The following is a 25,177-nucleotide window of genomic DNA, read 5'->3' on the forward strand; positions in this document are numbered from 1 at the left end:
CCGGCGTCGAGCTGTGTCGGGATCGATCTGGGGCTGTCTCATTTTGCGACCCTCTCAACAGGAGAAAAAGTCGATGCGCCACAGGTCTTTCGACAACACGAGGCGAAGCTAGCCAAGCTGCAACGTCGCTTGGCCAGGAAACATCGCGGATCGGCTCGCCGTGCCAAGGCGAGGCTAAAAGTCGCCAAACTGCATGCAAAGATCGCAGACATCCGCAGGGATTTCCTGCACCAGCTTTCTACCCGGTTGATCCACGAAAACCAAGTGATCGCCGTAGAAAGCTTGTCTGTGTCCAACATGCAGAAAAACCGCTGTCTGGCTAAATCCATCGGAGATGCCGGGTGGGCTGAGTTCGTGAGACAGCTTGAATACAAAGCGCGTTGGGTCGGACGAGACGTCGTGCGGGTGGATCGCTGGTACCCCTCCAGCAAGCGCTGCCACGCTTGCGGGCACGTTTTACCTAAGCTGCCGTTGAGCGTGCGGCAGTGGTCCTGTCCAGAATGTGGCACAGACCACGATCGTGACATCAACGCCGCGCATAACGTATTAGCCGCCGGGCTGGCGGTGTTAGCCCATGGAGAAACGGTAAGACCTGAGTGCATGAGTGTTGATGCGCAAATGGCTCGGTTCGGTGAAGTGGGAATCCCTTTCCCTTTAGGGAAGGGAGCAATCAAGTTGAAATCCGATAATCAGTTCAGAAATAACCTTCTTTCTTGCGGCGCTCCATCGAGGCCTCGGAAGTCTGGTCATCCATGCGCGTCGCGCCGCGCTCGGTAATGTCGGTAACGGCCGTCTCGGCAATGATGGCCAGCGGATCTGCAGCGTCGGACGCCACAGGGCAGGTGCAAGAGATATCGCCCACCGTGCGAAAACGCACCGATAGATTCTCGATCTGCTCGCCCTCTTGCGGCGGGGTCAAAGGCGTCACCGGCACCAGCAGGCCCTTGCGGCGAACCACATCGCGTTGATGGCTGTAGTAAATCGACGGCAAGGCCAACTGCTCGCGCTGGATGTATTGCCACACATCCAGTTCGGTCCAATTGGAAATCGGAAAGACACGCATGTTTTCACCCGGGTGCACACGGGTATTGAACAGATTCCACAACTCGGGACGCTGCGCTTTGGGATCCCACTGGCCAAACTCGTCGCGGAAGGAAAAAATACGTTCCTTGGCGCGCGCTTTCTCTTCGTCACGACGAGCGCCACCGATACACGCGTCAAAGCCGAATTCTTCGATAGACTCCAACAGCGTCACCGCCTGCGCTGCATTGCGCGAATCCGTCTCGCGTCGCAACACCACGCTGCCGCGACGGATCGAGTCCTCCACGCTGCGTACGATCAGCGTCTCGCCCAACTCGGCAGCACGCTGATCGCGAAAAGCAATCACCTCGTCATAGTTGTGGCCGGTGTCGATGTGCATCAGCGGAAACGGAAAGCGGCCCGGACGAAAGGCCTTTTCGGCCAACCGCAGCAACACGACCGAATCCTTCCCTCCCGAGAACAGCAGGACGGGCTTGGCGCATTCGGCGGCCACTTCGCGCAAAATGTAGATCGCTTCGGACTCCAGCCAATCCAGGTGGCTACGATTGATAACGACGGACATGATGTTCCTTTAAACAGAAGTCGATTTTTCGGTCGCCGCGACCACCGAAATCACACGATTGCCGGCATGCAGGCCGCATTCTTTAGAATCGGAGGATTCCCACCACCAACGCCCTGCCCGCACATCCTCGCCAGGGCGAACAGCGCGCGTACAGGGCTCGCAACCTATCGAGGGATAGCCTTGGTCGTGCAGCGGGTTGTAGTGGATGCCCAGCGCGCGGATGACGTGCCAGACATCCTCTTCACTCCAGGCGGCCAACGGGTTGTATTTGTACAAACCGAACACGGGATCGTGTTCGGCCTCCGGCAACTCGCCACGTGTGGCCGCTTGCGCACGACGTTGTCCCGTAATCCAGGCGCCGCGTCCCGCCAGGGCGCGCTTTAACGGGTCGACCTTGCGGATCTGGCAACAGGCTTTACGCAATTCCACGCTTTCATAAAATGCGTACGCACCATGGGCGTTGACATGCGCATCGACGGCCGCCGCGTCCGGACGATAGACCGTCAAGCTGCGGCCATAACGTTCACGCACGGCGTCCTGCATGCCCAGCGTCTCGGTATGCAGGCGGCCCGTATCCAGCGTAAAAATCTCTAGCGGAAAACCGCCCTCGTAGATCGCGTGCGTCAGGACCATATCCTCCGCGGCCAAAGACGAGGCCAGCGCGGCGTCGGGATAACGTTGAGCAATATCGGCCAATTGGCCTTGGAGTCTTTGCCAGAGAACATCCACGGCGGGTTCGAGAACGGAATCGACAGTCGTCATGGTTACGCATTGGCGAAAACACGAGCACGACGCGGTCGCGCCAGCAGGCTTTCGCCCTCCTTCAAGTTGAGTTCACGATAGAGATATTCGGGGACCTGGGCTTCGATGGTGGCCTGGGCGTCCTGGCGCTCCAGCTCCAGATAGGCGCTAGGCCCCGCCAGATACACATGATTCAAGCGCACGGGAATCCCCTGCCCCAGCCCATCATCACGAGCCACGTCAATCTCGTGAGGCCGCACGTAGGCGATCGCTTGCTGATTCTCGACCTTTGCCAGATCAGGCGCGGGCAGCTCAATACCATGCGCATGCCAAATGCCGCGCGTAGCGTGGCCGCTGACTTGATTCACGTCGCCCAGGAATCCATACACGAACGGCGTCGCCGGATGCTCCCACACCTCGCGCGGCGTGCCGACCTGCTCGATACGGCCGGCGTTCATCAACACGACGCGATCGGCGACCTCCAGGGCTTCTTCCTGGTCATGTGTCACAAAGACGCTGGCGACGTGTAGTTCGTCATGCAGCCGGCGCAACCAGCGGCGCAGTTCCTTGCGTACCTTGGCATCCAGCGCGCCAAAGGGCTCGTCCAACAACAACACCCGAGGCTCTACGGCCAAGGCTCGCGCAAGCGCAATACGCTGGCGCTGTCCTCCTGACAGTTGGGCGGGATACCGATCCGCCAACCAATCAAGCTGGACCAGGCTCAACAACTCATGCACTTTGGCGCGAATCTGCGCCTCGCTGGGCCGCAACGCGCGACGCTTGACCCGCAGGCCGAAGGCCACGTTTTCAAACACCGTCATATGCTTAAAGAGCGCATAGTGCTGGAACACAAACCCCACCTGACGATGACGCACGTCGACCTCGGTGGCGTCTTCACCCGCAAAGAGCACGCTTCCGGTGTCAGCCGTTTCCAGGCCCGCGATGATACGGAGCAAGGTCGTCTTGCCACAGCCCGATGGCCCCAGCAACGCAACCAGCTCGCCCGTTTCGATATGCAAAGACACATCGTCCAGGGCACGAAAATCGCCAAAGCGGCGCGAAAGATTCTTGACTTCGATACTCATACCTGGAGCTCCATTACGCCGTCGCCGGCCTCGGTACCACCACCGGCGCGCCCGCGGCTTCAATGGGTTGATCTGCACTATCGAGACGGGCGCTGCGCCACTCGACGACGTTTTTGATCACGAGCGTTACCAGGGCCAGCAACGCCAACAACGAGGCCACCGCGAATGAGGCGGCAAACTGATACTCACCGTAGAGAATTTCCACATGCAGCGTCAGCGTATTAGTCAGCCCGCGCACGTGACCGGACACCACCGAGACCGCGCCAAACTCGCCCATCGCCCGCGCATTGCAGAGAATCGCCCCGTAGAGCAGCCCCCATTTGATATTCGGCAGCGTCACGCGCCAGAAAATCTGCCAACCGTTGGCGCCCAAGGTCAACGCAGCCTGTTCTTCCTCGCTGCCTTGCGCTTGCATCAAGGGGATCAACTCTCGCGCGATGAACGGGAATGTGACGAACAAGGTCGCCAACAAAACGCCGGGCACGGCATAGACGATCTTGAGGTCGTAGACTTGCAACCACGGCCACAACCCGCTTTGCGAGCCAAACAGCAACACAAACACCAAGCCCGCCACGACAGGCGATACCGAGAACGGCAGATCGATCAAGGTGATCAAGAACTGCTTGCCCCGGAACTCGAACTTTGCAATGGCCCAGGCCGCCGACACGCCGAAAATCAGGTTCATCACGAGCGACAGCGCCGCGACCCACAGAGTCAGCTTGATTGCGCTCCAGGCATCTGGCTCGGTAATCGCCGCGAGATACAGCGCCCACCCCTTATTGAAGGCTTCGACAAATACCGTAATCAAAGGCAGCAGCAGAAACAACGCCAGAAATGCCAGTGCCAGCGTCAACAGTACGCCGCGTACCCAACGGGGCTCGGTCAGATGGTTGGCACGGTTCGTCACTGCACTCATGCGAACCTCCTGCCGCGACGGGCCTGCCAGCCCTGCAGTAAATTAATAAGCAGCAGCATGACAAACGAGATTGCAAGCATCACCGTGGCGATCGCCGCGGCGCCCACGTAATCGAATTGCTCCAGCTTGGACATGATCAGCAAGGGTGTGATTTGCGTCATCATCGGCCGGTTGCCCGCGATGAACACCACGGATCCATACTCTCCAATCGCCCGCGCAAACGCCATGGCAAAGCCCGTCAACAGAGCCGGCGTGATGGTGGGAAACAGGACGCGACGCAAGGTTTCCCATCGGTCGGCGCCCAGGCTGGCCGCGGCCTCTTCGATCTCGCGTTCGATGTCTTCCAGCACGGGCTGCACCGTACGCACGACAAACGGCAGGCCGATAAACGTCATGGCGACGATAATGCCCAGCGGGGTAAAGGCGACCTTCACGCCCAGCCAGTCATTCAGCGGTCCGCCCAACCAACCGTTCTTGGCATACAACGCGGTCAGCGCAATCCCTGCCACGGCCGTCGGCAATGCAAAGGGTAAATCGACCATCGCATCGACCACTTTCTTGCCGGGGAACTGATAGCGCACCAACACCCATGCCACCAACATGCCGAACACCAGATTCACCAGGGCGGCGATCAAGGCCGTGCCAAAGGTCAACTGGTATGAATACACCGCCTGAGGCGCGCTCACAACGCGCCAGAATCCGTCCCATCCCAAGCTCGCGCTTTTCAATGGCAGCATCGCCAGCGGCACCAACACCAACAGGCTCAGGTAAAACACCGTAAAGCCCATAGAAATACCGAAACCCGGCAGAACGCCGGGCCGTTTACGCTGCCGGCCGACGGGTGTTTGCGCACCTGGGGCCGCCATCATCGCTGAACTCATGATTGCATCCTGCTGTCTCGCCTATTTGCCGCCGGGCAGGTAGATCTGGTCAAACGTCCCCCCGTCGCTGAAGTGCGTTTTCTGCGCCTTTTGCCAGCCCCCGAAGATGGCATCATCTATCTGAACGAGTTTCACTTTGGGAAACTGATCAGCAAACTTCTCGGCCACTTGTTTGTCGGTCGGGCGGTAGAAATTGCGAGCGATAATTTCTTGCGCTTGCGGCGTGTAGAGAAACTCCAGATAGGCCTGCGCGGCAGCACGTGTGCCTTTGCGATCCACGTTCTTGTCTACGACAGCAACAGGCGGCTGGGCCAAAATCGACAAGGACGGCACCACAATGTCGAACTCGTCCGGCCCCAACTCTTTCAGCGCCAGGAACGCTTCGTTTTCCCAGGCCAGCAACACATCACCAACCTCGCGCTCGACAAAGGTCGTCGTGGAGCCGCGGGCACCCGTATCCAACACCGGAACGTGCTTGTAGAGCTCTCCGACAAAGGCTTTGGCCTTGGACTCATCGCCCCCGTTTTTCTCCAATGCATACGCCCAGGCAGCCAGGTAATTCCAGCGTGCGCCCCCCGACGTTTTGGGGTTGGGCGTGATGACCTCGATGCCGTCTTTGATCAGATCATCCCAATCATGAATCTGCTTGGGATTGCCCTTGCGCACCAGGAATACGATGGTCGAGGTATAGGGCGAGCTATTGAGCGGCAAGCGGGCTTGCCAGTCCTTGGGCAATAAACCGCGTTCGGCAATCGCGTCGATATCGTAGGCCAGCGCCAGCGTCACCACATCGGCATCCAGGCCGTCGATCACCGACCGCGCCTGCTTGCCCGAACCACCGTGCGATTGACGAACCGTCAGCGCCACACCGGTCTTATCCTGATAAGCCTTGACGAAGGCCTCATCCACCTCGCGATACAGTTCACGCGTCGGGTCGTACGAGACGTTCAGCAGCGTTTGTTTTTCTTGTGCCTGAGCGGGTAATCCCAAGATAAAGGTCGCGGCGACCGCGGCCAAGGCCGTCCAGATTTTTTTCTTGTGCAGCATCTTCACATCCCAAACAGGTAGACAGTGGATGCAAGTGTGCAGGCGGAAAGACCTAAATTAAACGAATCATTTTTTGATTGCTCATCGCGATTAGAAATAAAGAACAAGGCGGCGCACGAACAAGATGCAAAAAAAAGCGCGCTCTATCAATAAGATAGGGCGCGCAAGCGGCACCTGATGTGAGCCAGGCGCAATGCGCCTCACCCACACCACGGGTAATTTACTTATTCGGTTGGGGCGTAATACGCAGGTAGGGGCGTACGGCTTTGTAGCCTTTGGGGAATTTTTGCTGGATCACCGCCTCGTCCTGCAAGGACGGCACGATGATGACGTCGTCGCCGTCTTCCCAGTTGGCCGGCGTTGCCACGCTGTGGCTATCGGTCAGTTGCAGCGAGTCGATCACGCGCAGGATTTCGTTGAAATTACGCCCCGTGCTGGCTGGATAGGTGATGATCAAACGGACTTTCTTGGCCGGATCGATCACAAATACCGAGCGCACGGTCACAGTCGCGCTGGCGTTCGGGTGAATCATGTCGTACAGCTCGGCCACCTTGCGATCATCATCCGCAATAATGGGGAAATTCACCTGCGTGGATTGTGTGTCGTTGATATCGTCGATCCACTTGGTGTGCGAGTCGACATCGTCAACCGAGACGGCCAGCACCTTGACATTGCGCTTGGCAAACTCATCGGCCAATTTGGCGGTGTAACCGAGCTCGGTCGTGCAAACGGGCGTGAAATCGGCCGGGTGCGAAAACAGCACGCCCCAGCTATCTCCCAGATACTCATGAAAGCGGATCGGGCCGATGGACGTTTTTTGCTCGAAATCCGGGGCGGTATCGCCCAGACGAAGTTGGGTCATGGAAGGTCTCCGTGGCGGTTAGCAACGCCAGCCCGGCAAGGAGCTAGCGGTTAGCGAGGGAAATCTCGGGCTAATAACGAGATCATGCCCGATGATTCTTACATCAAATGCGTATCACTGGAAATACGTTTGTTGCATATGTTTAATAACTTTATGCAATATTGGATTGTGCGGCGCAACTATCGGCCACGTCACCCGCACGAACCGACGACGACAAAGCCAATGCACGCGGCAAGATCTGTGCACCATAAAACAGGGCCGTAGACAGCTTGCTGCGATAGAAAGGATCGGTCGTCCCCTCGGTCAATTTCTGTTGGCACACCAGCGCAGCACGAGCCATTTGCCAGCCGCCGTGCACAATACCCGCCAACATCAAATAGGGCACGCTGCCGGCAAAGACAGCGCGAATATTCGATTGTGCATGCTGCAAAATGAAAGCCACTGCAGCCTCATAGGCCTGAATACCCAGATCCAGGTTGTCACGCAGCAGATTCAGCCCGGCACGATCACTGGGCTCGGCACGCGCGGCGACAGTGTGCAGGGTCTGTAGCGTATCGCGCATGGCGGCGATGCAGGCATAGGCTGTCGCCCCCCCATCACGCAGGGTTTTACGCCCCACCAGATCGTTAGCCTGAATCGCCGTCGTTCCTTCGTAAATCGGCAGAATTCGGGCGTCGCGGTAATACTGCGCGGCACCGGTTTCCTCGATAAAACCCATCCCTCCATGCACCTGCACGCCCAACGACGCCACCTCGACCGCAGACTCCGTTGAAAAGCCTTTCACGATAGGCACCAAGTATTCGTAAAAAGCGCGGTTGCGCGACCTCACGGCGGCATCGGGATGATGCGTGCCCTTGTCATGCGCCGCTGCCGCCACAAACGACACGGCCCGCGCCGCCTCGGTCAAACCGCGCATCGTCAACAGCATGCGCTGCACATCGGGATGATTCACGATCGCCACCGGCCCGGCCGATCCCTCGATCGCCCGACCCTGGATACGCTCTTGTGCGTACGCCAACGCGTGCTGATAGGCGCGTTCCGATATCCCGATACCCTGTTGGCCGACCCCGAAACGCGCGGCGTTCATCATGATGAACATATACTCCAGGCCGCGGTTGGCCTCGCCCACCAGGTAGCCAACCGCGCCCTCACCGGCCTCGCCCTTGCCTGATCCATAGAGCAGAACGGCCGTGGGGCTGCCATGAATACCGAGTTTGTGTTCGAGCGACGCGCACCAGACGTCGTTGCGCGCCCCGAGACTGCCGTCCTCGTTGACCAGGAATTTCGGGACAATAAATAGCGAGATGCCCTTGACCCCCGCCGGGGCGTCAGGCGTGCGAGCCAACACCAAATGAATAATGTTCTCGGCCAGGTCATGATCGCCGTAGGTGATAAAAATCTTCTGCCCGCTCAAACGATAGGTGCCATCGCTCTGCGGTACCGCACGGGTGGTCACCTGAGCCAGATCCGAGCCGGCCTGTGACTCGGTCAAGTTCATGGTGCCCGTCCACTTGCCGGAAATCAGATTGGGCACATACGTCTGGCGCTGCGCATCGGAGCCCACCGTCAATAGTGCCTCGATCACGCCGTCGGTCAACATCGGACACAACGAAAATGCCAAACTGGCCGCCTGAAGGTTTTCACAAGGCGCGCACGCCACCAATTTAGGCAATCCCTGCCCGCCCCATTGCGGCGGGTGTTGCAGCCCCTGCCAGCCACTTGCCGCATAGTCGGCAAACCCCTGTTTGAATCCTGGGGTGGTGGTGACCTGTCCGTCGTTCCATTGAGGCGGTTGTGTATCACCCGGCACATTCAGCGGCGCAATCGCCTGCTCTGCAAAACGCGCGTTTTCATCCAGAATCGCGTCCACCAGGTCAGGAGTGACCTCTTCAAAACCTGGCAGCTTCAGGATTTCGTCCAGACCGGCCAGCGAATTAAGCGTGAAACGAAAATCCCGCAATGGGGTGACGTAGGACATGGGGTCTCCAGAATCGATTGGCGGTTGCTGTGCTCTATCAGGCCAATCTTAACCTTTGACACCCTCGTTGCGGGTGAACTCAGTGTCGAGTTCTGCACCGCCGGGCAGCAAGACCTCCAGATCGACGGCATCGGCCATCGCGCGGTTGCCCTCATCGCCGGGATGCAAATGGTCGCCGGAATCGTAACGAGAGTCGATGCGTGCGGGGTGCTGGGGGTTGCGCAGATGCGCATCCAAATCGATGACGGCATCGAACGCACCACTGTGCCGTATCCAATCATTCACCTGCCGACGCAGCGCATCCTTGTCGGGATGATAGTAGTCGGCCAGCGGGGTACCAGGCAGTGCGCCCTCGAATGGCGTAAGGGTCGCGCCAATGACACGAATGCCGCGGCTGTGGCCCTGTGCAATCAACTGACGGTAACCCGCCGTAAGCGCCTCCAGTGTGGGGCGCTGTGCTTCTCGTGCAAAAGCGGTGCCCGGCCAGGAAATGTCGTTGATGCCGAGCATGACGATCACGCTCTCTACACCCGGTTGCGTCAGCACATCATTATTCAGGCGCGCCAATGCATTGACCCCCATGCCGTCCGAGAGCAGTCGCGCCCCGGAAATACCCGCATTGACGACGGCCACGCCACGCGGCGCCAGGCGCGCAGCCAGGAAATCGGTCCAGCGATGGTCTTGATCCAGGCTCGCCTCGGCACCGTCCGTAATGGAGTCACCCATCACCACGACTGCGCCCGCGGCCTCCCCGGCCTCGACCTGGATTCCCGACAGCAACGCGCGAGCGGTCGTGACCTGTGCTTCACTGTCTTGTTTCTTGAGTGCCGCGACGGCCGTCTGGTCTCCAGGGACGATCCAGGCCGTTTGCCGACCATCCCAGTGGAAAGTCTGCAAAGGTGTTCTTTGCGGCAGATAGAGACTCACCACGAGCTGTTCCAGCACAGCCATCGACAATGCCACCGGGTCGCTGACCAGCGATGCGCCGGGCGGGATCGTGGCGGTAGCGTGCCCGCCAAAGGTCACCATGCGCACGCTATCGGCAACGACCGCGCCTTCATCACCCTCCTGAGGACGCGCCACCGTAGCCTTGCCCACGACGAGCGGCTGCCGGCCGTACGTATTGGATAACACGATACGCAGGCGCGGCCCACCCAGGCTGACGCGCGCGACCTGACGGACCGTCTGATTGAACAACTCGGCAGGCACGTTGGCCGGGAAGAGGAAATCCGGTCCCCAGACCGGCTGAGGGCTAGCCTGCCAAGTCGCCACCCATGGTGTTACGGAGACCGCCTGAGCGCTCAGCGCGGGCGACATAGACAGCATGCCCACCGAGAGGATCAAGGCTGACAACGCGGTGGCGATGATGTTTTGAATGGATGGGTTCGGCAGTTTCATAGTAGTGAATTCAAAATCCAAATGACACCGAATCATGAATTCAAAACCCAATTTGGAATAGACTAGCTGCACGAAATTCATTTATGAATTGAACTCACCGAAGAGGCAGACATGGCCCGAATGGAAGTCAACCGATCTCGCGAGCTAGAGGTCTTCGTGCGCGTGATCGAACTGGGCGGCTTCTCTGCCGCCGCTCGCGTTTGCGACATGACACCCTCGGCCGTGAGCAAGCTGGTCGCCCGCCTGGAACAACGCCTGGGCACACGCCTGATACATCGATCCACCCGGCAACTGCAACTCACGCCCGAAGGTTGCGTTTTCTATGAACGCGGTGTGCGCATCCTGTCCGACCTGGACGAGGCCGAACGCTGCGCCGGCGAACACACCGCGCCACGTGGCCGGCTTCGCGTCAATGCCAATGTCCCGTTCGGGCACAGTTTCTTGTTGCCCCTGGTACCCGAGTTCCTGGCGCGCCACCCGGACGTCACGCTGGATATCATGCTGACGGACGAAGTCATAGACATCCTGGAACAGCGCACTGACGTAGCAGTGCGTGCCGGCCCGATGAAAGATTCGAACTTGATGGCACGAAAGCTCGGTGCCACACGTATGGTTATTGTGGGTGCACCCGACTACCTGGCACGACACGGCACACCGCGCACGCCGCAGGAACTGCTGGCACACAACCGTCTGGGTGCAACGTACGTGCGCGCTCAACCCGGCTGGCCGCTAAGGCACGGCGACGAGGACATCGTGATACCCGTGACCGGCAATGCCCAGGCCAGTGATGGCGATGCGCTACATCGCCTGGCGCTAGGCGGACTGGGTCTGGCTCGATTGGCGGCCTTTCAGGTGCGCAGTGATCTCGCGGCGGGTCGGCTACAAGCAGTCATGGAAGACGCCAATCCGGGTATCTTGGAGGAAGTGCATGCCGTCTATGTTGGTCACGGCGGACTCATGCCGCAACGCGTACGGGCGTTCCTGGACTTTCTCGTCGAGCGCGTCGATATCAGCCAAGCCGGGTCGGAATCAAAGTCCCCGCTCAGTGGCTCGCACGCGACGGCTCCAAGAAAAACGGGTGTGTAAACCGGCAAAAGCCGGCTTACACACCCGTTGTAGCGCGTTGAGTACTTACAGCGCGCTGGTCAGCTCAGGTACCACCGTAAACAAATCGCCCACCAGGCCATAGTCGGCTACGCCAAAGATCGGCGCTTCGGGGTCTTTGTTGATGGCCACGATGACCTTGGAGTCCTTCATGCCGGCCAAGTGCTGGATAGCACCCGAGATACCCACCGCCACGTACAGTTGCGGGGCCACGATCTTGCCGGTCTGACCGACCTGCCAGTCGTTGGGCGCATAGCCCGCGTCGACCGCGGCGCGCGAGGCACCCAGGGCGGCGCCGAGCTTGTCAGCCAAAGGATCCAGGAGCTTGAAGTTTTCAGCACTGCCCAAGCCACGGCCACCAGACACGACAACGCGTGCACCGGCCAGCTCGGGACGATCGCTCTTGGCGACCTCGCGACCGACGAACGACGAGAGACCCGAATCGGCCACCGCGTCCAGCTTGTCGACAGCGGCCGAACCACCCGTGGCCCCGACCGCGTCAAAGCCCGTGGTACGCACGGTGATGACCTTGACGGCATCGGCGGATTGCACCGTCGCAATGGCATTACCCGCGTAGATCGGGCGCTGGAAGGTGTCCGCGGACTCGACCCCGATGATGTCGGAGATCTGGGCCACGTCGAGCTTGGCAGCCACGCGCGGGGCCACGTTCTTGCCCGAGGCCGTCGCCGGGAACAAGATGTGGCTGTAGTCTGAGGCCACGGCCAGCACCTGGGCCGCCAGGTTCTCGGCCAACCCATCGGCCAAGTGCGGCGCGTCGGCCAGCAGGACCTTGGCCACGCCAGCGGCTTGTGCCGCCTGGTCAGCCACAGCCTGGGCGTTGCTGCCGGCAACCAGCACGTGGACATCGCCACCGAGCTTGGCTGCAGCGGCAATGGTGTTCAGGGTGGCGCCCTTGAGTTGGGCGTTGTCGTGTTCGGCAATAACCAACGTCGTCATCTTAGACCACCTTCGCTTCGTTCTTGAGTTTGTCGACCAACGCAGCCACGTCGGCCACCTTGATACCGGCCTTGCGGGCAGGCGGTTCGGTGACTTTCAGCGTCTTGAGGCGCGGAGCGGGATCGACACCCAGATCTTCGGGGCTGACGGTATCGAGCTGCTTTTTCTTGGCCTTCATGATGTTGGGCAGCGTGACGTAGCGCGGCTCGTTCAGGCGCAAATCGGTGGTCACGATGGCCGGCAACTTGAGCTTGATCGTTTCCAGGCCGCCGTCGACTTCACGGGTCACCGTGACGCTGCCGTCAGCGACCTCAACCTTGCTGGCGAACGTGGCTTGCGGCCAGTCGAGCAGCGCGGCCAGCATCTGGCCAGTTTGGTTGGCGTCGTCATCGATGGCTTGCTTGCCCAGGATCACCAGTTCCGGCTGTTCCTTGTCGACCAGGCCCTTGAGCAGCTTGGCCACGGCCAGGGGCTGCAACTCAGCGTCGGTCTGCACCAGAATGCCGCGATCAGCGCCGATGGCCATGGCGGTGCGCAGGGTTTCCTGGCACTGTGCCACGCCGCAAGACACGGCGATCACCTCGGTGGCCCCGCCCTTTTCTTTCAGGCGAGTGGCCTCTTCGACGGCGATTTCGTCGAACGGGTTCATGGACATCTTCACGTTCGCGATATCCACGCCCGTTTGATCCGATTTCACGCGGACTTTGACGTTGTAGTCAACCACGCGCTTTACAGGTACCAGCACCTTCATCCAGCAGCCTCCTAGCTCTATGAAATAGTCGATCGGCAAAAGCCAATCCCGCATTGCACAATTTGTTGATTCTACAACTTTGTCAGCGCTCGCAAATGCGCCAGCACGCTACGACCCAATGCGGACAAGTTGTAACCGCCCTCGAGCATGCTGACAATACGCCCCTGAGCGTGTCGCTCGGCCATCTGCACGACTTGTTCTGTGATCCAGGTGTAGTCGGCTTCCACGAGTGCCATTTGACCCATGTCATCCTCGCGGTGTGCATCAAACCCCGCGGAAATCAGGATCAGCTCTGGCGCATGGGCATCCAGGCGCGGCAGCCAACTGTCTTGCACCAGGGCACGCACCGCCGCCCCGTCAGTATAGGCAGGAACCGGAACATTGACCATGTTGGCGGCGGGATCCGTGGCACCGCTATTCGGAAAAAATGGATGCTGGAAAAAACTGCACATCAGCACGCGCGAGTCGCCTGCAAAAGTTTCCTCGGTACCGTTGCCGTGATGCACGTCAAAGTCAATGATCGCCACGCGCTGCAGACCATAGACATGCATGGCATGCTGCGCGGCGATCGCGATATTGTTCAAAAAACAAAATCCCATAGCCTGACCGGACCGCGCATGATGGCCAGGCGGACGCACCGCGCAAAACGCATTCGCCGCCTGCCCCTGCATCACCGCGTCTACGGCCGCGATACCCGCTCCTGCCGCATGCAGGGACGCGTCGTAGGAGCGCGGATTCATCAAGGTGTCGGGATCGACGTGGTAGTACCCCTCGGCCGGCGTATTGGCCTGCAGACTATCGAGATAATCCGCGGAGTGCACGCGCAGAATCGCCTCGCGTGTCGCCGCGGGGGCTTGCCGCTCGGCCAGAAAAGGCAGCAGTCCGCTGACCAATAATTGATCAGAAATCGCATCCAGCCTCTGCGGGCATTCCGGATGCCAACTGCCCATTTCATGCAGCCTGCACGACGGATGGGTAAGATACATGGTCTCCATATAAGGGAAGATTATGTTCGTGTGTAGGCGTTTCGTGCAAATCGGTACGGTTTTCCTGGTCTTGACGGGTTGTGCGAGCACCGCGCCCTCAGGCCCCTCTCAGGCCTCAGGCGCCTCTGTAGCACCCTCTGGTGCGACGTCAACACGCATCGGCCCGGCCAAGCCCGCGGGCGAGCCTCCTGCCGCCCAGACGCCCGCCGGCACGCTCCGACCCGAGGCCCAGGCCTTTGCCGCGCAATTGGCGGCCGAGCGCAACTTGCCCTTGAGCCCCATCGTTGCGGCGCTCACCAGCGCCCGCTATAACGCGACAGTCGCTCGCCTGATTGCGCCTTCGCCGCCGGGTCGCAAAATATGGCGCAGTTGGAAAACCTATCGCTCCCGATTCGTGGAACCCAAACGCATCAAATGGGGGGTTGAATTCTGGCAAGAAAACCAGTCTCTGCTGAACCAGGCCGCGCAGCGCTACGGGGTCCCTGCTTCCGTCATTGCTTCCATCATCGGCGTGGAAACGCTGTATGGCCGGAATGTGGGCAATTTCCGCGTGCTGGATGCGCTGACGACGCTGGCATTCGATTATCCCGACCCCAGCCGACCCGAACGAGCCGACATGTTTCGCGGGCAATTGGGTGATTTCATCACTCTTGCGTTGCAAAACAAGCTCGATATGGAAGCCGTCGGCTCATACGCGGGCGCCATGGGCCTTCCCCAATTCATGCCCGGCAGCATTATGCGTTACGCCGTCGATGGCGACGGCGACGGTCACATCGACCTGACCCACAGCGTCAACGATGCGGTCATGTCCGTCGGTAATTTCCTGGTCGAACATGGCTGGTTACGCGGTCTGCCCGTCTTTGCCCCGGTAATGTTGCCAGCGGATCCGTCCGCATTGGCGACAGGCGGCCTCGAACCCACGCAAACCTGGAAAACCTTGCAAGCGGCGGGCGCACGCGTCTCGGCTGGCGCCAGCATCGAAAGCTGGCAGGATCGCCCCCTGGGCGTCGTCGATCTGGTCGAAGAGGCACGTGGCACCGTACAGTACCGAACCGCCACGCCCAACTTTTTTGCCTTGACGCAGTACAACCGTAGTTATTTCTATGCGACAGCCGTCGCAGATCTGGCGGCCGAACTCGAAGCCCGCATGGGTCGTTGAACGCGCGGCTTTACCTCGGTCTCCTGCCGGCCTCGTCTCATCAAGGTCGGCAGGAGACCGTCAACACTCTTGTAGCCAATGCGTCGCGACGACTGGGAGGCTAGCGCGTTTCGTTAAACACGCCCGTGGACAGATACCGGTCGCCACGATCGCAAACGATGAACACGATGGTGGCATTTTCGACCCGCTCTGCCACACGTAGCGCACCGACCAATGCCCCCGCCGACGAGATACCCCCAAAGATCCCTTCTTCGGCCGCCAATCGACGGGCCATGACCTCGGCGTCGGACTGCTCGATGGACTCATAGGCGTCGACCAGGCTGCGATCAAAAATCGCGGGCATATAGGCCTCGGGCCATTTACGGATCCCGGGAATCTGCGAGCCCTCGGCAGGCTGCGCGCCCACCACCTGCACGTCGGGATTACGGGATTTCAGGTAAGTCGACACCCCCATGATGGTGCCCGTGGTGCCCATGGCGCTCACAAAATGCGTTACGCGTCCTTCGGTCTGGGTCCAGATTTCAGGGCCCGTGCCCTCGATATGCGCGCGCGGATTGTCGGGGTTGGCAAACTGATCCAGGACTTTTCCTTTGCCTTCGTCCTGCATGGACATGGCCAGATCACGGGCGTATTCCATGCCGCCTTTGCTCGCCGGGGTCAGGATCAATTCAGCGCCATAGGCCGCCATGGCGGCACGACGCTCGACCGACAAATTGTCGGGCATGATCAACACCATGCGATACCCGCGCATCGCGGCCGTCATGGCCAGGGCAATACCGGTATTACCGCTGGTGGCTTCGATCAGGGTGTCGCCAGGCTTGATTTCGCCGCGTGCCTCGGCACGCAAGATCATGGACAGCGCCGGACGATCCTTGACGGATCCTGCAGGATTATTGCCCTCCAGTTTGGCCAGGATGACGTTGCCCCGTGACTGCACCGCCAAGCCTGGAATGCGTTGCAGACGGACCAGCGGCGTGTTGCCGACGGTTTGTTCGATAGTGGGATAGGAAATGGTAGCCATGCCGTCGATCATACCGCCGGACGTCGCGATGCGTTGGTAAAGCCTTGCTGACGCCAGGGAAAACCGGGACGCGCGCTATGGCGCCGGCGGCATGATGCCGGGAATCGTCGGCGCAAAGTGCGGCATCGCGATGGTATTCGGACTGAGTATGGCCACGCCTGCGCCTACGGACAGACCCGCCGCCTGCAGCCGCCCCAGCCGCTTGCGGCCGATACCGCGCACGCGATCAGAAAGGTCCTCCAGCGACTCAAAGGGCCCCGCGCGCTCACGTTCCTGGATGATGATCTTCGCGGTACGCGGACCGACGCCGTTCAGTGTCTCGAGCTGCTCCACCGTGGCCGCATTGGCATCGAGTGCCTGCGCGGGCATCACAGTCATGCCCAGCCCGCAGCCAATCACCAAACGGCTGGCCACGTGCGTCAAGCGACGTCGCGTCGCCGGCCAACCCGTGTATTCAGGCCGGAAATGCCCCACCACAGGCCAACGCGGCAGGCGACGCATCCTCGCAAGGGGCCGCGACATCTCGTTGCGCATAACAGGATCAGGTAAAAAGGGATTCATGGGCAGGCTCCGTAAAAGACGGCGGATCGAGCGATCCGCCTGCCTGCCATCATGCCTATCCCCTTCTGCGGCAAACCGCCGAGTGAACGGGAAAATCAACCTCGGAAACTACGCGGGACAAATCGCTGATTCGGTACGTAAAGCGCCCTGCCCGCAAGGCCCTTGCCCCCCCCGTTCAGGCCTGACGTGCGCGCCAGTATTTCACGTACTCGGAAACACCGGTCTGGACGTCCCGCATGGGCGCCATAAAACCAGCGGCACGCAATTGCGTCGTATCAGCCTGCGTGTAGCTTTGGTAACGGCCTTTCAGGTCGTCGGGGAACGGGATATAGCGCAGCAAGCCCTGTTCGACCAATTTTTCCAGCGGCAACGCCGTTTCTCCGCGCTCTTCGCGCAGGGTATTGACCACCGCCATCGCCACGTCGTTAAACGGTTGGGCACGTCCCGTTCCGCAATTGAAGATCCCCGAGGATTCCGGGTGGTCCAGAAAATGCAGATTGACAGCCACGACGTCTTCGACCGAAATGAAATCGCGGCTTTGTCCCCCATCGGCGTAACCATCCCAGCCGGCGAACAAGCGCACATGACCCTCGGCCAGAAACTGGTTCATATTGTGAAAGGCCACCGACGCCATACGACCCTTGTGTTGCTCGTGCGGGCCATAGACGTTGAAATAGCGCAGCCCCACCACTTGAGCGGTCAATGCATCCATCCGGGTGCGCAGCACCTGATCGAACAACAGCTTGGAATAACCGTAGACGTTCAGCGGCCGCTCGTTGGCCGGATCTTCGACATAAACCGACGCCCCCCCATAGACCGCCGCCGACGAGGCATACAGAAACGGGACACGCTGCGCCTGGCAATATTCGAACAACTCCAGCGTGACCCGGTAGTTGTTGTCCAACATATAGCGGCCATTGCGCTCGGTGGTGTCCGAACACGCCCCCTGGTGCAGGACAGCACGTAGCGGCGGCAGCGAACCCGTCGATACGCGGCGACGAAATTCGTCTTTATCGAGGTAATCAGCGATCTGGCAGTCGACCAGATTGAGGAATTTGTCGCCCTCGGTCAGATCATCAACGGCGATGATGTCCCGGACACCCCGTCGATTCAGACCCCGGACCAAATTGCTGCCGATAAAACCTGCGGCACCTGTAACGACGATCATAGCGAGTCTCCTGCAAGTTCCTCGGCGGTCACGGTCGAGGTGCCCAGTTTGCCCACGACGATACCGCCCGCACGGTTGGCCCACGCCATGGCTTGCACCCAGGGCAATCCGATGGCGCGCATCGCGGCCAATGTGGCCAGCACGGTATCGCCGGCACCCGACACATCAAAAACCTCGTGCGCCTGTGCGTCCACGTGTTCGCGCCCCGCTTCGGTGAAAAGTGTCATGCCCTGCTCGGACCGCGTCACCAGCAAGGCTTCGATATCAAGATCGGCACGCAGTCGCTGAGCGCGCTCGGTCAACTCGGATTCGGAGTTCCAGCGGCCCACGGCCTGCTGCATCTCGGATCGATTGGGCGTCATCAGCGTCGCTCCCCGATAACGTGTGTAGTTGTCCCCCTTGGGATCGACCAGCACGGGCACGCCCGCCCCGCGGGCCAATGCGATCAAGGCCTCGACGCGATCCAGTGCACCCTTGGCGTAGTCAGACACCACCATCACGTCATGCTGTGCCAAATGGCGAGCCACCCGCGCGTCCAGATCGTCCAGCGCCACACTCGCAGGGGGTTGCTCGAAATCGACACGCAGCAACTGCTGCTGACGCCCCAGGACACGCATTTTGAGCGTCGTAGGGTTCTCTGCATCGATGGCCATATCGGCATGCACGCCGCCCTGCGTCGCCAGGCGCGCAATGCTTTGACCGGCCTCGTCTGCGCCCACGATCCCGATCAACGTGGACTGCCCACCCAGCGCCACCACGTTGCGCGCAACGTTCGCGGCGCCGCCCAGGCGATCCTCGCGCCGTGCGACTCGCACAACGGGAACAGGGGCCTCGGGAGAGATGCGCTCAACTTCGCCAAACCAGTAACGGTCGAGCATGATGTCGCCCACAACCAGCACACGGCTGCGCGCTATCGCCTCAGTGGGGTATGCGTTCATTCGAGTTCTTCCAGGCGCCGCGGGGCGTAGGTTTCCCAACCATTGCATCCCGGACATTGCCAATAATAACGCCGCGCCTGAAAGCCGCAACTGCGGCAGGCATAGCGATCCAGCCGCTGCGTATGCTTGTGAATCAGACTGCGCAACAAGCTCAGGTCGGCACCGCGCACGGGGCCCCGCTCTTGCTCTTGCTGTGTGCCATCGGTGCTGCTCAACTCGGCTTCGAGCAGGCGATCCAGCCCGAGCAATGAAGGATGGTGGCGCAAGGCTCCGCGCGCAAACGCCCAGGCGAGCGCCGCGCCCTGCTGGACACGTAATTCACGAAACACCACATTGAAAAGATCAAGCGATGCATAGCGGGCGTATTGCCTTTGCAGCAGATCCAGGCCCTCTGCCACCTGCCCGGCGCCGCGGTAATTCGCCAGTAATTGCTCGGCAACCTGTCCCGCGAACTCGGGCGCGTCGGCCAGGATGGACTCCAGGTACATACGCTCACGCTTGGGATCGCCTTCGAGTTGAGCCAATCGGGCACGCAGCATGGCCGTGCGAACCCTCGCCGCCTTGCCCAGGCCGTCACGCTGGCCGACTTGTTTGGCGGCGTGATCCGCGGCATCCAGCGCGGTATGGGCGGCATCCGCGTCAAAGGGCTTGGCCACCAAGGCCGTTTGCGCCTGCTCGCAGTAGTAGTGAACGATCTGTGGCACGGGCTCATCAACCAGGCCCTGCAACGTCTTGACGGCCTCGATAGCGCGCGGCCAATCGTGCTCGGACTCGTAAATGCGAATGAGCGAGCGCAACGCAGGTAGCGCATGGCGGGTGTCCTTCAGTTGCTCAAATGCCGCTTCGGCGCGATCGAGCATACCCGCCTTGAGAAAATCGTGCGCCAGTTCGTGCTGGGCGTGCTCGCGCTCTGCGTCGGGCAAATCGGAACGGTTCAGCAGGCTCTGATGTACGCGGATAGCGCGCTCCATCTCGCCACGACGGCGAAACAGGCTACCCAGCGCAAAGTGCAACTCGGTCGTTTCGGGATCGAGCTTGGCCACCTCGACGAATGCATCGATCGCACGGTCGGGCTCTTCGTTAAGCAGGAAATTCAGCCCGCGAAAATAAGAATCAGGCAAGGTTCGCGTTTCGCGCAGCATCTGCCGAAAATCGAAACGTGCCGCCAGCCAACCCAGTGCAAACAGCACGGGTACAAAAATCAACCACCAAGGTTCAAAGTCCACGCGACAGGCTCTATAGCAGTAAAGAGAAAGGACGCGGCTTAGAGCGGCGACATGGGGGCAATGGCCTCGGGCGCGATTTCAGGCGTCGTGCCATTGGCCGCCGCCTGCAAGCGATCGAGCTCGCGGCGCAGGCGCACCGCCTCGCGGCGACGACGCATGGCTGCCGGCACGGTCAACAACAAACCGAACACCGTACCCACCACAAACGTCACCAACATCACCACAATCAGCGGAACCTCTTGCACGACGTAATCGGCATAGAAATTGACCGCAACAGGGCCGGTGTTCTTGAGAGCGAACATCAACACAGCAATAAAGACGAGCAATCGCAAAGCCCAGATTAGGTAACGCATGGCGCATGCTCCAGAATATTCGAGACGTTCAATTGTAAGCGGAAGCGGGCCGAATACGTGCATCTCCCCGACGCACTTCGATGACCCCCTCATGAATGCCAAAGCCCCTTGAACATCCAGAGACATTCAAGGGGCTCGGTCTATCTATCGGGACAGCCTGGCGCCAAATGGCGACGCACCTGACAAAAACTACATGACATGCATGCCGACTACCGCCGGCATGGAGTCGTCCGACACATCATCGGACGACGGTGTGTCTGCCATATCAGCCACCAGATCAACCCGCTCGCGCAACTCCTTGCCGGCTTTGAAGTGCGGTACCTGTTTACCAGGCACCAGCACCTGCTCACCGGACTTGGGGTTGCGTCCGATGCGGGGTGAGCGCTGCGACAAGGAAAAACTGCCAAAACCCCGAATCTCGATGCGCTGGCCCGAGGCTAACGCCTGGGCCATCGCGTCAAGCATGGTCTTGACCGCGTAATCCGTGTCGCGGGCAGCCAGCTGAGGGTAGCGGGCTGCCAGAGCGGCGATCAGCTCCGACTTGGTCACTATTAGCCGTCGTTACGCTGTTGGTCCAGCTTGGCCTTGAGCAACGCGCCCAGGTTGGTCGTACCCGTAGAAGCGCTGGCCTCGGACATACGGTGCAGCGTATCTGCGGTTTCGGCGTTGTCACGGGCCTTGATCGACAGTTGAATCGAACGCGTCTTGCGGTCGACGTTGACGATCATGGCTTCGACGTTTTGGCCCTCTTTGAGCACGGTGGTCGCGTCCTCGACACGGCCAACCGAGATTTCGGAAGCACGCAGGTAGCCTTCGACGTCAACCGACAACGTCACCACGGCGCCCTTGGGCTCGACTGACTTGACCACGCCCGGCACGACTGCGCCCTTGTCGTAGGTACCAACGAAGTTGTTGAAAGGATCGCCTTCGAGCTGCTTGATACCCAGCGAGATGCGTTCCTTGTCGGTATCGATGCCCAGAACCACGGCTTCGATTTCGTCGCCCTTCTTGAAGTTGCGAACGGCGTCTTCACCGGTCTCGGCCCACGACAGGTCGGACAAATGCACCAGGCCATCGATACCGCCAGGCAGGCCAACGAACACGCCAAAGTCGGTGATCGACTTGATGGCGCCACGGACCTTGTCACCACGCTTGAAGTTGGTGGCGAACTCTTCCCAGGGGTTTTGACGGCATTGCTTCATGCCCAACGAGATACGGCGACGATCTTCGTCGATCTCGAGAACCATGACTTCGACTTCTTCGCCCAGGGTCACGACCTTGCGCGGATCGACGTTCTTGTTGGTCCAGTCCATTTCGGAGACGTGCACCAGACCTTCGATGCCGGCTTCGACTTCGACGAACGAACCGTAGTCGGTCAGGTTGGTCACCTTGCCGAACAGGCGGGTGCCTTGCGGGTAACGACGGGCCAGGCCCACCCACGGGTCTTCGCCCAATTGCTTGACGCCCAGCGAGACGCGGCTCTTTTCCTGATCGAACTTGAGGACCTTGGCTTCGACTTCCTGACCCACTTGCAGGACTTCGGAGGGGTGACGCACGCGGCGCCATGCCATATCGGTGATATGCAGCAGGCCGTCGATACCGCCCAGGTCGACGAACGCACCGTAGTCGGTGATGTTCTTGACCACGCCCTTGACCACTGCGCCTTCGTGCAGGGTTTCGAGCAGTTTTTGGCGCTCTTCGCCCATGCTGGCTTCCAGCACTTGGCGGCGCGACAACACGACGTTGTTACGCTTGCGATCGAGCTTGATGACTTTGAATTCGAGGGTCTTGCCTTCGTACGGGGTCGTGTCCTTGACGGGACGCAGGTCGACCAGCGAACCCGGCAAGAATGCACGGATGCCGTTGGTCATGACGGTCAGGCCGCCCTTGACCTTGCCGGTGATGGTGCCGGTAACCAATTCGCCGTTTTCGAGGGCTTGTTCCAGTTGCAGCCAGGCCGACAGGCGCTTGGCGCGGTCACGCGACAGGATGGTGTCGCCGTAGCCGTTTTCCAGGGAATCGATGGCCACCGAGACGAAATCGCCAGGTTGTACCTCGAGCTCACCCTGGTCGTTCAGGAATTCTTCGAGCGGGATCAGGGCTTCGGACTTCAGGCCGGCATTGACGACGACGAAGTTATGATCAACGCGAACGACTTCGGCGCTGATGACTTCGCCAGACTTCATGTCCTGGCTCTTGAGGCTTTCTGCAAAGAGGTCGGCGAAGCTTTCGCTGCCGGTGGCGGGGGTGGAAACGGAAGACATGGGGTTGAAATCCATTGGGCCAAAATGGCCATTAAAAACACACCGAAGCGGATTGCCCGCGACAGTGGAGTGAATGAACCCGGCGGGATCCGATAGCCCCGGGCACATGCCCGTAAACCACGAACCGCCACCAGGGACGGAAAACTGTCAGGTACCCTTCCAAAAATCGAGCACCGCTTGCACCGTTTGCTCGATCGTCAACGAAGACGAATCCAGCACGTGGGCATCGGTGGCCGCCACGAGAGGCGCCACGCTACGCTGCGTATCACGAGCGTCGCGTTCGCGCATATCGCGCAGAAGGTCGTCAAGATTAGCAGAAATTCCCTTTTCGATCAACTGCTTACAACGTCTTTCTGCCCGTGCCTGAACGTCGGCCACCAAAAATACCTTGAGCGCGGCGTCCGGGAACACCACCGTACCCATGTCCCGGCCATCGGCCACGAGCCCAGGCGGCACGCGAAATACCCGTTGACGCTCAAGCAGCGCTTGCCGTACCGCGGGATAGGCGGCAATGCGCGACGCAAAATTGCCGACCTGCTCCTGGCGAATCGCGTCGCTGACCTCGTTGTTCTCGAGGAAAATCCGGCCGCCGTAAAAACGAACGTCCAACGCGCGCGCCACCTCCGCGACACCGGCTTCGTCGTCGGCGGACAAACTGCGATCCAGCGCCGCCAAAGCGGTCAGGCGATACAACGCGCCACTATCCAGTGTGGCCCAACCCAGCGCGGCGGCAACACGATGCGCGATCGTTCCCTTGCCGGAGGCAGTGGGGCCGTCAATCGCAATCACAGGCACTGGCGTCTTAGTGCTTTCAGGGGGCATGACAGCATGGGTCGTCATATCAATCCGTATCCGTACCGGACACCAGCCCGGCATAGACGTCAAAATAGTCCGGAAAGGTCTTGCTCACGCAATCCGGGTCCAGGATGCGCACCGCGGCCGGCCCAAAGGCCGCCAGCGAAAAGCACATCGCCATCCGGTGATCGTCCCATGTGCCGATGTGGGCATCACGCCACCCGTCCTGGGTCGGCGGCGTGATCTGCAACCAGTCTGGGCCCGACTCTACCGTCGCGCCCAATTTGGTTAATTCGGTATGCATGGCATGAATACGATCAGTTTCCTTGACACGCCAACTGCCGATGTTACGCAGCCGACAAGGGCCATCCGCAAACAGCGCCAGCGCGGCGGCCGTCATTGCCGCGTCGGGAATTAAATTGAAATCCGTATCAAAAGCCTTTAGCCGCTGGCCCTGCGCCACGCGGACCCCGCGTGCCTCGATCCAGTCAGGGCCGTATTCGATCCGGGCCCCCATCTCGACCAAGGTTTGCGCAAAGGCCACGTCGCCCTGGATACTATCGGCGCTCACACCGGTCACTCGTAGCGGGCCGCCCCCAATAGCGCCCAAGGCCAGAAAATACGAAGCGGACGAAGCGTCCCCTTCGACCGCCATCGCGCCCGGACTGCGATACGCCGAGCCCGCCTCAATCGTGAATCGCCGCCATCCGTCGCGACGCACCGGTACACCATAGCGCGCCATCAAGTTCAGGGTGATCTCGATATAGGGCTTGGAGATCAACTCGCCCGTCACCTCAATGACGACCGGGTGATCGCTTTCTTGTGCCAACACCGGCGCTGCCATCAGCAAGGCGGTCAAAAACTGGCTGGACACCGACCCTTGCACACTAATGGCCGCATCAGACCGGATCTCGCCAGCACCGATTTCCAGAGGGGGATACCCTTGCTGCCCGGCGTAGCGGACTTCCGCCCCCCATTGGCGCAGCGCATCAATCAGGTCACCGATAGGCCGCTCGTGCATGCGCGGCACACCCGACAAGCGATATTGACCGCCCATCAGGGCCAGCGCCGCCGTCAACGGTCGAAACGCCGTCCCCGCATTCCCCAAAAACAAATCGGCCTGCTTCACCGGAAACCGCCCCGCGCCTGTCACAGTCACGCAACCCGGGCCGGTGTCGGTCACCACGACACCCAACTGCCGCAGAGCGGCCAACATCACCCGCGTATCGTCCGAGTCCAGCAGACCCGAGATATCGGTACGTCCGGCCGCCAGCGCAGCCAGCAGCAGTACGCGGTTGGAAATGCTTTTCGAGCCCGGCAAAGCGAGCTGACCACGCGCGCGCCGGGCACGGGGCAAATCAAGAAATGGCTGTCCGGCCATGA

At 60.3% G+C, this 25,177-nt stretch carries 25 protein-coding genes; 3 read left to right on the forward strand and 22 right to left on the reverse strand.

All coding sequences use genetic code 11. The annotated features are described in order from the left end of the window. The coding region (locus ACYVDM_RS00015) for an RNA-guided endonuclease TnpB family protein (protein WP_460475289.1) at positions 1-777 on the forward strand (777 nt) is incomplete at its 5' end. Here the strand turns inward: ACYVDM_RS00015 and cysD are convergent. The 9 genes from cysD to ACYVDM_RS00060 all read right to left on the reverse strand — a co-directional run bounded on the left by cysD (position 695) and on the right by ACYVDM_RS00060 (position 10,511). Then, complete coding sequence (gene cysD / locus ACYVDM_RS00020) at positions 695-1,603, reverse strand: sulfate adenylyltransferase subunit CysD (protein WP_415790892.1); 909 nt, start codon at positions 1,601-1,603, stop codon at positions 695-697. The two genes, ACYVDM_RS00015 and cysD, sit on opposite strands and share 83 nt — an antisense overlap. A 9-nt stretch (positions 1,604-1,612) precedes the next feature. Continuing rightward, positions 1,613-2,365 (reverse strand): phosphoadenylyl-sulfate reductase, encoded by a 753-nt coding sequence (locus tag ACYVDM_RS00025; RefSeq protein WP_415790890.1) that lies wholly within the window; start codon positions 2,363-2,365, stop codon positions 1,613-1,615. Between the two features lie 2 nt (positions 2,366-2,367). Continuing rightward, positions 2,368-3,429, reverse strand: a complete 1,062-nt coding sequence (locus ACYVDM_RS00030) for a sulfate/molybdate ABC transporter ATP-binding protein (protein ID WP_415790888.1) — start codon at positions 3,427-3,429, stop codon at positions 2,368-2,370. 13 nt (positions 3,430-3,442) lie between these two features. Beyond that, complete coding sequence (cysW, locus tag ACYVDM_RS00035) at positions 3,443-4,345, reverse strand: sulfate ABC transporter permease subunit CysW (protein WP_415790886.1); 903 nt, start codon at positions 4,343-4,345, stop codon at positions 3,443-3,445. Beyond that, the gene (cysT, locus tag ACYVDM_RS00040) at positions 4,342-5,226 is read right to left on the reverse strand and encodes a sulfate ABC transporter permease subunit CysT (protein ID WP_415790885.1); all 885 of its coding nucleotides are present in this window, start codon (positions 5,224-5,226) and stop codon (positions 4,342-4,344) included. Before cysT ends, cysW begins: the two co-directional genes overlap by 4 nt. A gap of 21 nt (positions 5,227-5,247) precedes the next feature. Continuing rightward, positions 5,248-6,273: a sulfate ABC transporter substrate-binding protein gene (locus ACYVDM_RS00045; RefSeq protein ID WP_415790883.1), complete on the reverse strand. Its 1,026-nt coding sequence runs from the start codon at positions 6,271-6,273 to the stop codon at positions 5,248-5,250. 220 nt (positions 6,274-6,493) lie between these two features. Beyond that, positions 6,494-7,135, reverse strand: a complete 642-nt coding sequence (locus ACYVDM_RS00050) for a peroxiredoxin (RefSeq protein ID WP_415790881.1) — start codon at positions 7,133-7,135, stop codon at positions 6,494-6,496. Between the two features lie 151 nt (positions 7,136-7,286). Further along, positions 7,287-9,113, reverse strand: coding sequence for an acyl-CoA dehydrogenase (locus tag ACYVDM_RS00055; protein WP_415790879.1), 1,827 nt, complete (start codon positions 9,111-9,113; stop codon positions 7,287-7,289). 48 nt (positions 9,114-9,161) lie between these two features. Then, the gene (locus ACYVDM_RS00060) at positions 9,162-10,511 is read right to left on the reverse strand and encodes an SGNH/GDSL hydrolase family protein (RefSeq protein WP_415790877.1); all 1,350 of its coding nucleotides are present in this window, start codon (positions 10,509-10,511) and stop codon (positions 9,162-9,164) included. Between the two features lie 111 nt (positions 10,512-10,622). Between ACYVDM_RS00060 and ACYVDM_RS00065 the strand changes: the two genes are divergently transcribed. Next, positions 10,623-11,597 carry a LysR family transcriptional regulator gene (locus ACYVDM_RS00065; RefSeq protein ID WP_415790875.1) on the forward strand — a complete coding sequence of 325 codons (975 nt, stop codon included), beginning with the start codon at positions 10,623-10,625 and terminating at the stop codon, positions 11,595-11,597. A gap of 45 nt (positions 11,598-11,642) precedes the next feature. Here ACYVDM_RS00065 and ACYVDM_RS00070 read toward each other — a convergent pair whose 3' ends face one another. From ACYVDM_RS00070 to ACYVDM_RS00080, 3 genes are all read right to left on the reverse strand, one after another. Next, positions 11,643-12,572 carry an electron transfer flavoprotein subunit alpha/FixB family protein gene (locus ACYVDM_RS00070; protein ID WP_415790873.1) on the reverse strand — a complete coding sequence of 310 codons (930 nt, stop codon included), beginning with the start codon at positions 12,570-12,572 and terminating at the stop codon, positions 11,643-11,645. Between the two features lies 1 nt (position 12,573). Continuing rightward, a complete protein-coding gene (locus tag ACYVDM_RS00075) occupies positions 12,574-13,323 on the reverse strand; it encodes an electron transfer flavoprotein subunit beta/FixA family protein (protein ID WP_415790871.1) in 750 nt (249 codons plus the stop codon). 71 nt (positions 13,324-13,394) lie between these two features. Continuing rightward, a complete protein-coding gene (locus ACYVDM_RS00080) occupies positions 13,395-14,318 on the reverse strand; it encodes a histone deacetylase family protein (protein WP_415790869.1) in 924 nt (307 codons plus the stop codon). Between the two features lie 13 nt (positions 14,319-14,331). On the opposite strand from ACYVDM_RS00080, the gene mltB reads away from it, so the two are divergent. Further along, positions 14,332-15,468 carry a lytic murein transglycosylase B gene (gene mltB / locus ACYVDM_RS00085; RefSeq protein WP_415790867.1) on the forward strand — a complete coding sequence of 379 codons (1,137 nt, stop codon included), beginning with the start codon at positions 14,332-14,334 and terminating at the stop codon, positions 15,466-15,468. A gap of 100 nt (positions 15,469-15,568) precedes the next feature. Here the strand turns inward: mltB and cysM are convergent, their stop codons facing one another. From cysM to aroA, 10 genes are all read right to left on the reverse strand, one after another. After that, on the reverse strand, positions 15,569-16,489 hold the full coding sequence (gene cysM, locus ACYVDM_RS00090; protein ID WP_415790865.1) for a cysteine synthase CysM: 921 nt from the start codon (positions 16,487-16,489) through the stop codon (positions 15,569-15,571). A 75-nt stretch (positions 16,490-16,564) separates the two neighbouring features. Further along, positions 16,565-17,050, reverse strand: coding sequence for a ComEA family DNA-binding protein (locus tag ACYVDM_RS00095; RefSeq protein ID WP_415790863.1), 486 nt, complete (start codon positions 17,048-17,050; stop codon positions 16,565-16,567). 175 nt (positions 17,051-17,225) lie between these two features. Beyond that, positions 17,226-18,218, reverse strand: coding sequence for an ADP-glyceromanno-heptose 6-epimerase (rfaD, locus tag ACYVDM_RS00100; protein ID WP_415790861.1), 993 nt, complete (start codon positions 18,216-18,218; stop codon positions 17,226-17,228). Then, positions 18,215-19,156: a D-glycero-beta-D-manno-heptose-7-phosphate kinase gene (gene rfaE1, locus ACYVDM_RS00105; protein ID WP_415790859.1), complete on the reverse strand. Its 942-nt coding sequence runs from the start codon at positions 19,154-19,156 to the stop codon at positions 18,215-18,217. The genes rfaD and rfaE1 overlap by 4 nt, the downstream gene beginning before the upstream one ends. Continuing rightward, complete coding sequence (gene lapB, locus ACYVDM_RS00110; protein WP_415790857.1) at positions 19,153-20,382, reverse strand: lipopolysaccharide assembly protein LapB; 1,230 nt, start codon at positions 20,380-20,382, stop codon at positions 19,153-19,155. The genes rfaE1 and lapB overlap by 4 nt, the downstream gene beginning before the upstream one ends. A 38-nt stretch (positions 20,383-20,420) precedes the next feature. Then, the gene (locus ACYVDM_RS00115; RefSeq protein ID WP_415790855.1) at positions 20,421-20,735 is read right to left on the reverse strand and encodes a LapA family protein; all 315 of its coding nucleotides are present in this window, start codon (positions 20,733-20,735) and stop codon (positions 20,421-20,423) included. A 189-nt stretch (positions 20,736-20,924) separates the two neighbouring features. Then, on the reverse strand, positions 20,925-21,284 hold the full coding sequence (locus ACYVDM_RS00120; RefSeq protein ID WP_415790853.1) for an integration host factor subunit beta: 360 nt from the start codon (positions 21,282-21,284) through the stop codon (positions 20,925-20,927). Positions 21,285-21,286: 2 nt separating this feature from the next. Continuing rightward, positions 21,287-22,999 (reverse strand): 30S ribosomal protein S1, encoded by a 1,713-nt coding sequence (gene rpsA, locus ACYVDM_RS00125; RefSeq protein WP_415790851.1) that lies wholly within the window; start codon positions 22,997-22,999, stop codon positions 21,287-21,289. Between the two features lie 147 nt (positions 23,000-23,146). Continuing rightward, on the reverse strand, positions 23,147-23,839 hold the full coding sequence (gene cmk, locus ACYVDM_RS00130; protein WP_415790849.1) for a (d)CMP kinase: 693 nt from the start codon (positions 23,837-23,839) through the stop codon (positions 23,147-23,149). A gap of 1 nt (position 23,840) precedes the next feature. Continuing rightward, positions 23,841-25,175 carry a 3-phosphoshikimate 1-carboxyvinyltransferase gene (aroA, locus tag ACYVDM_RS00135; protein WP_415790847.1) on the reverse strand — a complete coding sequence of 445 codons (1,335 nt, stop codon included), beginning with the start codon at positions 25,173-25,175 and terminating at the stop codon, positions 23,841-23,843. Positions 25,176-25,177 lie beyond the last annotated feature (2 nt).

Source organism: Bordetella tumulicola (assembly GCF_054779135.1).